The 11,586-nt window shown below is 70.9% G+C and carries 10 protein-coding genes and 1 tRNA gene; 5 read left to right on the forward strand and 6 right to left on the reverse strand.

Going from position 1 to position 11,586, the window contains the following annotated elements; all coding sequences use genetic code 11:
• Positions 1 to 9: 9 nt before the first annotated feature.
• Positions 10 to 97: transfer RNA gene (locus tag ACFWWU_RS36650), tRNA-Leu, on the forward strand.
• A gap of 69 nt (positions 98 to 166) precedes the next feature.
• Entirely contained in the window at positions 167 to 1,093 is a 927-nt protein-coding gene (locus ACFWWU_RS36655; RefSeq protein WP_384153350.1) for a pseudouridine synthase, read from the forward strand.
• Here the strand turns inward: ACFWWU_RS36655 and ACFWWU_RS36660 are convergent.
• The 4 genes from ACFWWU_RS36660 to ACFWWU_RS36675 form a co-directional block, all read right to left on the reverse strand.
• Positions 1,077 to 1,706: an MBL fold metallo-hydrolase gene (locus tag ACFWWU_RS36660; RefSeq protein WP_384153353.1), complete on the reverse strand. Its 630-nt coding sequence runs from the start codon at positions 1,704 to 1,706 to the stop codon at positions 1,077 to 1,079. The two genes, ACFWWU_RS36655 and ACFWWU_RS36660, sit on opposite strands and share 17 nt — an antisense overlap.
• Positions 1,706 to 2,791, reverse strand: a complete 1,086-nt coding sequence (locus tag ACFWWU_RS36665) for an S-(hydroxymethyl)mycothiol dehydrogenase (protein ID WP_384153356.1) — start codon at positions 2,789 to 2,791, stop codon at positions 1,706 to 1,708. The genes ACFWWU_RS36660 and ACFWWU_RS36665 overlap by 1 nt, the downstream gene beginning before the upstream one ends.
• 122 nt (positions 2,792 to 2,913) lie before the next feature.
• On the reverse strand, positions 2,914 to 4,374 hold the full coding sequence (locus ACFWWU_RS36670; protein WP_384153360.1) for an amino acid permease: 1,461 nt from the start codon (positions 4,372 to 4,374) through the stop codon (positions 2,914 to 2,916).
• Between the two features lie 176 nt (positions 4,375 to 4,550).
• Positions 4,551 to 5,252 carry an FCD domain-containing protein gene (locus ACFWWU_RS36675; RefSeq protein WP_329624370.1) on the reverse strand — a complete coding sequence of 234 codons (702 nt, stop codon included), beginning with the start codon at positions 5,250 to 5,252 and terminating at the stop codon, positions 4,551 to 4,553.
• A 147-nt stretch (positions 5,253 to 5,399) separates the two neighbouring features.
• Here ACFWWU_RS36675 and ACFWWU_RS36680 point away from each other — a divergent pair, with 147 nt between their 5' ends.
• Genes ACFWWU_RS36680 through ACFWWU_RS36690 form a run of 3 tightly spaced genes read left to right on the forward strand, consistent with a single transcriptional unit; the run spans position 5,400 to position 7,824 of the window.
• A complete protein-coding gene (locus ACFWWU_RS36680; protein WP_384153365.1) occupies positions 5,400 to 5,927 on the forward strand; it encodes a gluconokinase in 528 nt (175 codons plus the stop codon).
• A gap of 15 nt (positions 5,928 to 5,942) precedes the next feature.
• The gene (locus ACFWWU_RS36685; RefSeq protein WP_384153368.1) at positions 5,943 to 7,340 is read left to right on the forward strand and encodes a gluconate:H+ symporter; all 1,398 of its coding nucleotides are present in this window, start codon (positions 5,943 to 5,945) and stop codon (positions 7,338 to 7,340) included.
• A 52-nt stretch (positions 7,341 to 7,392) separates the two neighbouring features.
• The gene (locus ACFWWU_RS36690) at positions 7,393 to 7,824 is read left to right on the forward strand and encodes an ASCH domain-containing protein (protein ID WP_384153371.1); all 432 of its coding nucleotides are present in this window, start codon (positions 7,393 to 7,395) and stop codon (positions 7,822 to 7,824) included.
• On the opposite strand, the gene ACFWWU_RS36695 is transcribed toward ACFWWU_RS36690, so the two are convergent.
• A complete protein-coding gene (locus tag ACFWWU_RS36695; protein ID WP_384153374.1) occupies positions 7,812 to 11,159 on the reverse strand; it encodes a HEAT repeat domain-containing protein in 3,348 nt (1,115 codons plus the stop codon). The genes ACFWWU_RS36690 and ACFWWU_RS36695 overlap by 13 nt on opposite strands.
• Positions 11,156 to 11,575, reverse strand: a complete 420-nt coding sequence (locus tag ACFWWU_RS36700; RefSeq protein WP_384153377.1) for a hypothetical protein — start codon at positions 11,573 to 11,575, stop codon at positions 11,156 to 11,158. The genes ACFWWU_RS36695 and ACFWWU_RS36700 overlap by 4 nt, the downstream gene beginning before the upstream one ends.
• Positions 11,576 to 11,586 lie beyond the last annotated feature (11 nt).

Raw genomic sequence — 11,586 nt, forward strand, 5'->3', positions numbered from 1 at the left:
AGACACCTTGTCCGGGTGGCGGAATGGCAGACGCGCTAGCTTGAGGTGCTAGTGCCCTTTATCGGGCGTGGGGGTTCAAGTCCCCCCTCGGACACCACATGGAGTCCCGGTCGAGATCATCTCGACCGGGACTTTCGCATGGGTACGCGCGGCACGAGGCGGAGCGGTGAGACGGAGAGCGAAGGCGCCGGTCGCGCCGCTCCCCCAGCGGGACGGGATCGATCCCGTCCGGGTGCGGCTGCCGGAGGATCCGGACGGGGCGTGGGCGACCGTACGGGAGCATCTGCTCGACCGGTACGCGTCGGCCGTGGGGGCCGGGCGGGTCGAGGAGATGCTGCGGCGGGGGCGGTTCGTCGGGGTCGACGGACCGGTGACCGGGGACGAGCCGTACACCGTGGGGCGGTACCTGTGGTTCCACCGGGACTTCCCCACCGAGGTGCCGGTCCCCTTCGGTATCGGGATCGTCCACCGGGACGAGCGGATCCTGGTCGTGGACAAGCCGCACTTCCTGGCGACCATGCCCCGGGGGCGGCACGTCACGGAGACCGCGATGGCCCGGCTGCGGCGGGAGCTCGGGCTGCCGCGTCTCCAGCCCGCGCACCGGCTGGACCGACTGACGGCGGGGCTCGTGCTGTTCGTCGTACGGGAGGAGGACCGGGGCGCGTACCAGACGCTGTTCCGGGACCGGCTCGTGCACAAGGAGTACGAGGCGGTGGCGCCGTACGACCCGGCGGTGGAGCTGCCGGTGACCGTGCGGAGCCGTATCGAGAAGGAGCGCGGGGTGATGGCCGCCCGGGAGGTGCCGGGCGAGCCGAACAGCGAGAGCCGGATCGAGCTCGTCGGGCACGCGGGCGGGCTCGGGCGGTACCGGCTGGTGCCGGAGACGGGGCGGACGCATCAGCTGCGGGTGCACATGAACGCGCTGGGACTGCCGATCCTGCACGATCCGGTCTATCCCGTCGTGCGCGAGGACGGGTCGGAGGACTTCTCGCGGCCGCTTCAACTGCTGGCGCGGACGCTGGAGTTCACCGACCCGTTCACGGGCGTGGCGAGGTCTTTCGAGAGCCGGTTGGCTCTCAGTGGCCTCGACTGATCCATTCCTGGAGGTGCGGGGCCTCGGCGCCGATCGTCGTCGGGTCGCCGTGGCCGGTCCGTACCACCGTCTCGGGCGGCAGGGTGAGGAGCTTCTCGCGGATCGAGTCGATGATCGTCGGGAAGTCCGAGAAGGACCGGCCCGTCGCACCGGGGCCGCCCTGGAAGAGGGTGTCTCCCGTGAAGACGGTGCCCAGGTCGGGGGCGTGGAGGGAGACCGCTCCCGGTGCGTGGCCCGGGGTGTGCAGGACCACGAGGTCGGTACCGGCGATGGTGAGGACCTGGCCGTCGGCGAGTTCGCCGTCCGGGGTGTGATCGGGGTGGGTCTGCTTCCACAGCGGCTGGTCGGCGGGGTGGAGCAGGATGCGGGCGCCGGTGGCGGCCGCGAGCGCCGGGGCCGCGTCCACGTGGTCGTTGTGGGCGTGGGTGCAGACGATGGCGCGCAGGGCGCGGCCGTCGAGGGCGGTGAGGATCGCCTCGGCGTCGTGGGCGGCGTCGATGACGATGGCCTCGGTGTCGTCGCCGACGATCCAGACATTGTTCTCGACGTCCCAGGTGCCGCCGTCGAGGCTGAAGGTGCCGGAGGTGACGAGGTGGTCGATGCGGGCGCTCATCACAGCACCACCACCGAGCGGAGGACGTCGCCCTCGTGCATGCGGGCGAAGGCCTTCTCGACGTCGCCGAGGCCGATGGTCTCGGTGACGAAGGCGGCGAGGTCGATGCGGCCCTGCTGGTGCAGGTCGATCAGCATCGGGAAGTCGCGGGAGGGCAGACAGTCCCCGTACCAGGAGGACTTGAGGGCGCCGCCGCGGCCGAAGACGTCGAGGAGCGGGAGTTCGAGCTGCATCTCGGGGGTGGGGACGCCGACGAGGACGACGGTGCCGGCGAGGTCGCGGGCGTAGAAGGCCTGCTTGTACGTCTCGGGGCGGCCGACGGCCTCGATGACGACGTCGGCGCCGAAGCCGCCGGTGAGCTCGCGGATCGCCTCGACGGCGTCGGTGGAGCGGGAGTTGACGGTGTGGGTGGCGCCCATCCCCTTGGCCGTCTCCAGCTTCCGGTCGTCGATGTCGACGGCGATGATCTTCGCGGCGCCGGCGAGGCGGGAGCCGACGATCGCCGCGTCGCCGACGCCGCCGCAGCCGATGACGGCGACGGTGTCGCCGCGGCCGACGTTCCCGGTGTTGATGGCGGCGCCGATGCCGGCCATGACGCCGCAGCCGAGGAGGCCCGCGACCTCGGGGGCGACGGCGGGGTCGACCTTGGTGCACTGGCCCGAGGCGACGAGGGTCTTCTCGGCGAAGGCGCCGATGCCGAGGGCCGGGGAGAGCTCCGTGCCCCCGAGCAGGGTCATCTTCTGCTTGGCGTTGTGGGTGGCGAAGCAGTACCAGGGGCGGCCTCGTCGGCAGGCGCGGCACTGGCCGCACACCGCGCGCCAGTTGAGGATCACGTAGTCGCCGGGCTCGACGTCGGTGACGCCCTCGCCGACCGACTCGACGATTCCGGCGGCCTCGTGGCCGAGGAGGAAGGGGAACTCGTCGTTGATGGCACCCTGCTTGTAGTGCAGATCGGTGTGGCAGACGCCGCAGGCCTGGATCTTCACGACGGCCTCGCCGGGGCCGGGGTCGGGGATGACGATCGTCTCGACCCGTACCGGTTCGTTCCTGCCGGGGGCGATGACCCCCTGGACGTGCTGCGGCATCGCGAACTTCCTTTACTCCGACCGGATCTCGTAAGGCTCTTGCGTACCACTATCTCCTGACAAAAGGCGAGTCCCCCGCAGGCGGTGCCTGCGGGGGACTCGCCCGTTCCCGTGGGGGGAGGTCAGTCCTGGGTCGTGGCGGCGGTCGTACGGACCCGGCGGCGGACCAGGAACCAGCCGCCGACCAGCGCGGCCGCGATGAGCGGGAGGCAGTTCACGGTGGTCCGGCTGATGCCCTCGTCCATCCACATCAGGACGAGGACGGAGGCGAGGAAGCCCAGGGTCACGATCTGGGTGTACGGGGCCCAGGGGAGGTTGTAGCCGGGGCGGGTGAGCTTGCCCTGCTGGGCGTTGCGCCAGAACAGCAGGGAGCAGACCATGATCATGGCCCAGGTGCCGATGATGCCGATCGAGGCGAAGTTGAGGACCAGCTCGAAGGCCTCGCCGGGCATCACGTAGTTGAGGGCGACACCCATGACGCCGAAGGCGGCGGTGAGCAGGATGCCGCCGTAGGGGACGCCACCCTTGTTCATGACGCCGGTGAACTTCGGCGCGGAGCCGGAGAGCGACATGGAGCGCAGGATGCGGCCGGTGGAGTAGAGGCCCGAGTTGAGGCTGGAGAGGGCGGCGGTGAGGACGACGAGGTTCATGACGCCCGCGGCGCCGGGGATGCCCAGCTTGTCGAAGACGGTGACGAAGGGGCTCTGGTCGCCGGAGTACGCGGTGTACGGGAGGATCAGCGCGAGCAGGACGACGGAGCCGACGTAGAAGAGGCCCACGCGCCACATGATCGAGTTGATCGCCTTCGGCATGATCTTCTCGGGGTTCTCGGTCTCGCCGGCGGCGACGCCGCACAGCTCGACGGAGGCGTAGGCGAAGACGACGCCCTGGATGAGCAGCAGCATCGGCATCATGCCGTTGGGGAAGATGCCGCCGTTGTCGGTGATGTTGCCGAGGCCCGGGGTCTGGCCGCCGACCTCGTGCGAGGTCACGATGAGGAAGATGCCGATCAGCATGAAGGCGACGAGGGCGCCGACCTTGATGATCGCGAACCAGAACTCCATCTCGCCGAAGTACTTCACGGAGATGAGGTTGGCGGCGAGGACGACCGCGAGGGCGATCAGGGCGAGGACCCACTGCGGGACGTCGCTGAACATCGACCAGAAGTGGGCGTAGGTCGCGGCCGCGGTGATGTCGGCGACGGCGGTGGTCGACCAGTTGAGGAAGTACAGCCAGCCGGCCGTGTAGGCGCCCTTCTCGCCCATGAACTCACGGGCGTAGGAGACGAAGGCGCCGGACGAGGGGCGGTAGAGGACCAGCTCGCCCAGGGCCCGCACCACGAAGAAGGCGAAGACGCCGCAGACGGCGTAGGCGATGAAGAGGGAGGGGCCCGCCTGGGACATCCGGCCGCCGGCGCCCAGGAAGAGGCCGGTGCCGATGGCGCCGCCGATGGCGATCATGTTGATGTGCCGGGACTTGAGGTCCTTGCGGTATCCGGCGTCGCCTGCGTCGACGTGGGGGGTGGCGGCCGGGCTCGCCGGAGCGGCGGACAGCGGCTCGGCCGCGGTGACGCGGTCACTCATGGAGTTGTTCGCCTTCGTGAGGGGGGGGTCGTGCGGTACCCGGCCGTGCCTCGTGGGGGTCTTCCCGGCACGGCCAGCGCACATCCTCACGGCAAGGGGCGCCTGCTGACTGTGGCGCATGTCACTGAACGCCCATATTTGAGCTAGTTCAGAGCTTGACAGCGGACTTTGCGCCCTTACGGGGCGAGGACGTCGAGTTCCTGGAGGGCGCCGACCGCGATCTGGCGGGTGAGCTCCTCGGCGCGGGTCGCGTCCCGTTCCCGTACCGCTTCGGCGACCTGGACGTGGAGGGTGACGGCGGCCGGGTCGGGGTCCTCGAACATCACGTGGTGGTGGGTGCGGCCGGTGAGGACCTCGGCGACGACGTCTCCGAGGCGGGCGAACATCTCGTTCCCCGAGGCGTTGAGGACGACCCGGTGGAAGGCGATGTCGTGGACGAGGTACTCCTCCAGGCGCCGGCCGCGTGAGGTGGCGACCATGCCGAGGGCCTGCTCGGTGAGTTCACGGCACTGCTCGGGGGTGGCGTGCAGGGCGGCGAGGCCCGCGGCGACGGGTTCGACGGCCGAGCGGAGCACGGTGAGGGAGCGGAGTTGGCGGGGGCGGTCGGCGCCGGCGAGCCGCCAGCGGATGACCTGGGGGTCGTACACGTTCCAGCTCGCGGTGGGGAGCACGGTCACGCCGACGCGGCGGCGGGACTCGACGAGGTGCATGGACTCCAGGACGCGCACGACCTCGCGGACCACGGTCCGGGAGACGTCGAAGCGCTGGGCGAGCTCGTCGGTGCGCAGCACGGTGCCCGGCGGGTACTCCCCCGCGGTGATCGCGAGACCCAGGGTGGCGAGGACGTGCGAATGAAGCCCCTGGGCCGGTGTCGTCATGGTCGCAAGCCTATGCGCGCTCGCATGGATGATCACCTCGGGAATTAAAAGTACTACTTTTACGTCACAGCCTCTTGAATACGTCGTACCCAATGGGTTTCATGGGCGCGACGGATCGATGTCGAAGAAGACAGCGAGGCACCACCCATGAGCACCACCCCCCAGCCCAGGACGAGGACAGTCGTCGTCGTGATGGGCGTCGCCGGAACCGGCAAGACGACCATCGGCCCACTGGTCGCCGAGGCGCTCGCCCTCCCCTACGCGGAGGGCGACGACTTCCACCCGGCGGCGAACGTGGCCAAGATGTCGGCCGGCGTCCCGCTGGACGACACCGACCGGGAGCCGTGGCTCGACGCCATCGGGGCGTGGGCGCACGGCCGGGCCGGGCTCGGCGGTGTGGTGAGCAGCTCCGCGCTGAAGCGGGTCTACCGGGACCGGCTGCGCGCCGCGGCCCCGGGCGTGGTCTTCCTCCATCTGACCGGCGACCGGGAGCTCATCGAGCGGCGCATGGGCGGCCGCCAGGGCCACTTCATGCCGACGGCGCTCCTCGACTCGCAGTTCGCCACCCTGCAGCCCTTGCAGGAGGACGAGGCCGGCGTCGCCGTCGACGTCACCGGCACCCCCGAAGAAATCGCCGCCCGGGCCGTCGTCGCACTGCGCCGGCTCACCCACTGACCCCCGAGGACCCCCGTGACCAGTCTCAGCGTCGAGATCCTGGCAGCGGATGCCGCCGAACCCATCACCTCGGCAGGCAACGCCCAGCTCGGTATCGCCGTGCTCGCCGGCATCGCTCTCATCGTCCTGCTCATCACCAAGTTCAAGCTGCACGCGTTCCTGGCGCTGACCATCGGGTCGCTCGCGCTCGGCGCGTTCGCCGGTGCGCCGCTCGCCGACACCATCAAGTCCTTCACCGCCGGCCTCGGCGCCACCGTCGCCGGCGTGGGCGTCCTGATCGCCCTCGGCGCGATCCTCGGCAAGCTGCTCGCCGACTCGGGGGGCGCCGACCAGATCGTCGACACGATCCTGGCCAAGGCGAGCGGCCGGGCCATGCCCTGGGCGATGGTCCTCATCGCCTCCGTGATCGGCCTGCCGCTCTTCTTCGAGGTCGGCATCGTGCTGCTGATCCCGGTCGTGCTGCTCGTCGCCAAGCGCGGCAACTACTCCCTGATGCGGATCGGCATCCCGGCCCTCGCCGGTCTCTCCGTGATGCACGGGCTCATCCCGCCGCACCCCGGGCCGCTCGTCGCGATCGACGCGCTCGGCGCCAACCTGGGCGTCACGCTCGCGCTCGGTCTCGTCGTCGCCGTCCCGACCGTGATCATCGCCGGCCCGGTGTTCTCCCGGTACGCCGCCCGCTGGGTGGACATCCCGGTCCCCGAGAACATGGTCCCCGCCCGTCCCTCCGAGGACCTGGAGAAGCGTCCCGGTTTCGGCGCCACCGTGGCGACCGTCCTGCTGCCCGTCGTCCTGATGCTGGTCAAGGCCCTGGTCGACATCGTCGTCGACGACCCGGAGAACGGAGTCCAGAAGGTCACCGACGTCATCGGCTCGCCGCTGATCGCACTCCTCGCCGCCGTCATAGTCGGCATGTTCACCCTGGGCCGAGCGGCGGGGTTCACCAAGGAGCGGCTGTCCTCGACCGTCGAGAAGTCGCTCGCCCCGATCGCGGGCGTGCTGCTCATCGTCGGTGCGGGCGGCGGCTTCAAGCAGACCCTGATCGACATCGGCGTCGGCCGGATGATCCTCGAATTCTCCGAGAGCTGGTCCATCCCGGCCCTGCTGCTCGCCTGGCTGATCGCGGTCGCGATCCGGCTCGCGACGGGTTCCGCGACGGTGGCGACGATCTCGGCGGCGGGGCTCGTGGCTCCGCTCGCGGCGGGCATGTCGACGAGCGAGACGGCCCTGCTGGTGCTGGCGATCGGTGCGGGGTCGCTCTTCTTCAGCCACGTCAACGACGCCGGGTTCTGGCTGGTGAAGGAGTACTTCGGGATGAGCGTCGGCCAGACGATCAAGACCTGGTCGGTGATGGAGACGATCATCTCGGTCGTGGGCATCGTGTTCGTGCTGCTGCTGTCGCTGGTGTTGTAGACCCGGGCGAGTGCGACGGCGAGGGCCGGTCGTGGCTGACAGACTGTCGGCCATGACCGGCCCTCACGCGCTCAAGCCCTTCCTGCTCGCCTTTCCCGGCCCCCTGCGGGACCGGCTCGTCGCCGCCGTCCTGTCCGGCGAGAAGATCGCCACGACCGGGCTCCTCGTGGAGTACGAGGTCGAGAACGAGGAGCTGCCCGAGGCGGGCGAACGCTCGGCGCTCATCGATTCGGACGGGCGCGAGGTGGCGGTCGTGGAGATCACGGAGGTCGATGTCCTGCCCCTGGGCGAGGCGGACCTGCGGCTCGCGCTCGACGAGGGCGAGGGGTTCCGGTCGATCGCGGAATGGCGGGAGGCCCACGAGCGCTTCTGGCACAGCGAGGAGATGCGGGAGGGGCTGGGGAACCCGGGGTTCCTGGTGGACGACGGGACGATGGTCGTGGTGGAGCGGTTCCGGGTGGTGGAGCGGCTTCAGGTGGGCTGAGGGTCGAGGACGGCGAGGAGTCGTTCGGCGAGGGTACGGATCCCGGGTGCGTCGTCCGCGGCGGCCTCCCGGAGGAGCGGGAGGACCCCGGGGTCGTCGCGCCGGATGTCGGCGAGGAACCGCAGGGCGACGGACCGGACGCCCGGGTCGGGGTCGTGGTCGAGGCGGTCCTGGGCGAGGTCCCGTACCTCCGGAGTACCGCCGCGCCGATTGACGAGCCGGGAGAGGGCGGTGAACCGTACATCGCGGCTCTCGTCCCCGGCGGCGAGGTCGAGGGCCGCGCGGACCGCGCCGGTGTCGTCGTGGTGCTTCGTCATCAGATGGTGGATCGCGTCTGCCCTGACCGTCCCGGCGGGATGGTTCCGGGCCTGCTCGATCACCAGCCCCACGTCGGCACCGAGCTCCGCGAGCCTGCCCAGGACGCGGGCCTGGACGGTATGGCTCGGATCGTTCCGTAGCCGGTCCAGGAGGACCTCCCGCAGCGTCGCGTCGTCCTCCGCGTGCTCCGCGAAGAGATTCAGCGCCGTCTCTCGTACGGCCTCGTCCTCGTCGTGCGCGAGACGATCGGATATCAGCGCGCGAGCCCTTCCGTCCCCGGCCTTGGCGAGGCACCACAGTGCCGCCTTCCTGACGGCGGGGGCCTGGTGGTCGGTGAGGTCGAGGAGGAGCGCGTGGGTATCGGAGTCGTCGTATCCGATCGCCCGGACGGTGCGGATCGCCGCGGCCACGACGTCGGCGTTCTCCTCGTTCCTCAGCCGGTCCTGTACGAGTGTGCGGACGACCGGTTCGTTGCCCGCGGTGGCCTGCAGAACGGACAGGGTCCCGCGACGCATCGCGGGATCGGCGTCCCGCAGACCGGCCTCGATCAGCGCCGTACGGCTGACGCCCTCGGATTGAGCGATGAGGCGGAACAGGGCGTTCGCTCGGACGTCGGCGTCCGAATCGTTCAGGGCCCGTTCGAGCGCCGCGCGCACCTCGCCGTCGGCGATCCGGGGGCGCGGCAGGCAACCCAGCGCCGTCCGGCGCACGTTCGCGTCGGGATCGCGGCTCAGACGTTCGAGCGCGAGCCGCGTCGACAAGCCGGGAGGGGAGTGGGCGTCGCGACTCAGGGCCCTCAGGAGCACCGATCGCTCCGCGGGGTTCCCGTCCCCTCGCAGACACCGCTCGATCGGCTCCAGCACCTCCGGATCACCGTCCGCGTGACGCAGGAGCAGCTGAGCCGCGGCGACCCTCACCACGGGACTGCCTCGGGTGACGGCCGATGCCGCGATGCGCAGGGCCTCGGGCAGTTGCTCCGCGGCCCAGAGGGACGCGAGGACGTCCGTGGCGAGCTGCTCCGTGGAGTTGACCGACATGACTCCGCCGTCGTGGGTCTCCTCCCAGTTCCCCCGCTCGTGCCACCGCAGGAACTCGTCCCGGCCCGCCCAGGTGTCGCCGAGAGCCGCCATCGCCGGCCCCAGGGACGCCACGGTCGCGTAAGGGTTGAAGAAGGTCACGCCCAGCCCTGCGGCGACGTCGAAGAGCCGGATCACCTCCCTCACCATCGCCGTGCTCTGGGCGGCCAGCGCACCGGGTCTACGGACCTCCCCCAGACAGCGGGCGACGAAGGCGACCTCGACGAACGCCTGGTCGTCGTGGTCCGCCAGCCGGGCGGCGAGCGCTCGCGGGGCCAGCAGCCGGTCGAGTACGCCCGCCACGAAGCGTTCGTCCAGCGAGCCCACGAGCAGCAGCAGGATCTCGTGCCAGGTCGGGTCGTGGACCTTCGTCGCGAAGAGGTTCTGGAGGTCTTCCTCCGACAGGGCCCGCTGGTGGTTGAAGCGGTGGGCCAGGTCCGTGGCTGTCAGGTACTCCAGGAACGTGCGGTGGACGAAGCCGTAGATCTCGCCGCCGAAGCGGCTGAGGATGAAGTTGCGCCGGCGGAACTGGTCCAGCATCACGCGGGCCGCCGTGGCCGCGCGGTCCGGGGGCAGGGCGTAGCGGTCCTTGAGGTACTCCTCGAAGCTCTTGAGGAGGTCGGGGCCCGCGATGTGGTTGCCGGAGATGCCTCCGTGGCCCTCCTGCATCCGGCGGGCGATGAGGCGCAGCAGTTCGCGCTTGTCCTCGGCGGCCAGGTACGGGAGGTGTTCCTCGACCTGGCGGTCCTTGAGGTACTTGCTGGGGTCCCAGTGCTCGACGAGGACGTCGACGGCGTGCTCGTACACCGTGCGCCGGTCGCGCGGGAGTTCGCGGCGGCGGCCGATGATCGCGAGGATCGTGAGGATGAGGGGGTTGCCCGCGAGCTCGCGGACCGAGGCGGAGGCGTCCACGGCCGAGGTGACGCGTGCGGTCAGCTTCCGGGCCTGGCCGGGGTCTTCGGGGTGCGCGAGGGCGAACCACTGCTCCGCGAAGGTGCCGATCCGGTCCCTGTCGAGGTCCTGGAGCATGAAGTCGGTGAAGCCCGCGCCGTCGAGGACGGCCCGCTGGTAGCCGTACTCGCGTGAGGTGACGACGACGCGGGCCCGGGGGTGGCGGGCGGCGAAGCCGGCGATGCGGCGGGCGACCGCGTCCCTGACGTCCGTCTCGAAGAGTTCGTCGAGGCCGTCGAAGATCACGAGGGAGGTGTACGGGCCTTCGCCGGCGAGGAACCCGGGCAGCATCTCCGGTGGGAGGCCCAGGCCCTCCGTCGCGTGCTGGTGGGCGAGGAAGTCCTCGAAGCTCCGGTCGCGCCAGGCCGCCTGCGCGTAGCTGCGGAGTTCGACGATCAGCGGCAGCCTGCCGTGGAGCGCTTCGAGTCCCGGTTGCGGTTCGGGGGCCGTGAGGGCCAGCGTCAGGTAGCGGGCCAGGGTGGACTTGCCCGAACCGGGGTGGCCGAGGATGACGACCCGGTCGTGTTCGGGCGCGGCCAGGACGTCGAGGACGTCCTGGGGCGGCCGCTCCCGGTAGGCGCGGCGGACGCGTTCGGCCGTCTCCCGGTCGATGCCGGGCGGCAGGTCGAGGAGTTCCGCCTCGGCCGGGTCCATCAGCCGGCGCAGGAGTTCCTGGGGCAGTTCGACGGGCGGCGGGTCGGCCCGTACGGATTGGGGGACGAAGACGTCGTGGAGGTGGACGACGGGGTGATCGCCCTGTTCCCGGAGGGGGGTGAGGACTTCGAGGTCGAGGCGGCCGTACCGCTGGCGGACGCGGCCGGCATAGGCCTCGCGGGCCGATTCGACATCCGGCGCCTGGGGCTGGGGCGGCACGGCTGCGAGGGTGACGTGGACGTCGCCCCGTACGTCGCCGATCTGCGTGAGGGGGCCCTGGACGACGGCTCCGTCCGCTGTCTGGGGCGCCTTCCGGCGCTTGAAGAAGCCCCTCACGGGGCCGAGGGGGTCGGGGGTTCGATGCGGACCGAGCCGCCCACCCCGTCGATCTGGTGCAGGTCCCCCGCCGTACGCGCCCCGTGGGCCGACTGCGTACCGCCGCCCTGGCCCTCGGCGGGAGCAGCCGTGGGCGGGGTGCCCGTACCGCCGCCTCCTCCCGTGATGACGACGTCACCCGTGACGTTCCGGACCTGGTGCAGCGAGCCGCCGGTGACGGCGTGGTCCGCCGTCTGGGCGGAGCCCCGGGTGACGAGGCCCGCGAGGGCCAGGGCGAAGCCCGCGACCGTGAAGAACAGGCTGACGACGCTGCTCCACTTGTCGGCCTCGTCCAGACCCTTGAGGACGAGGAAGGCCGCCAGGCCTCCCAGGGCCACGATCGCGCCGACGGCGATGAGCAGTAAGCGTTTTGTCACCCCGTCATCTT

Origin of the sequence: Streptomyces sp. NPDC058650 (assembly GCF_042717315.1) — a bacterium.
GTDB lineage: Bacteria > Actinomycetota > Actinomycetes > Streptomycetales > Streptomycetaceae > Streptomyces.

What these genes read in the sequence shown, in the direction of transcription:
- ACFWWU_RS36660 (WP_384153353.1), bottom strand. Translation starts at nt 1,706, where the DNA reads ATGAGCGCCCGCATCGACCACCTCGTCACCTCCGGCACCTTCAGCCTC.
- ACFWWU_RS36665 (WP_384153356.1), bottom strand. Translation starts at nt 2,791, where the DNA reads ATGCCGCAGCACGTCCAGGGGGTCATCGCCCCCGGCAGGAACGAACCG.
- ACFWWU_RS36670 (WP_384153360.1), bottom strand. Translation starts at nt 4,374, where the DNA reads ATGAGTGACCGCGTCACCGCGGCCGAGCCGCTGTCCGCCGCTCCGGCG.
- ACFWWU_RS36675 (WP_329624370.1), bottom strand. Translation starts at nt 5,252, where the DNA reads ATGACGACACCGGCCCAGGGGCTTCATTCGCACGTCCTCGCCACCCTG.
- ACFWWU_RS36680 (WP_384153365.1), top strand. Translation starts at nt 5,400, where the DNA reads ATGAGCACCACCCCCCAGCCCAGGACGAGGACAGTCGTCGTCGTGATG.
- ACFWWU_RS36690 (WP_384153371.1), top strand. Translation starts at nt 7,393, where the DNA reads ATGACCGGCCCTCACGCGCTCAAGCCCTTCCTGCTCGCCTTTCCCGGC.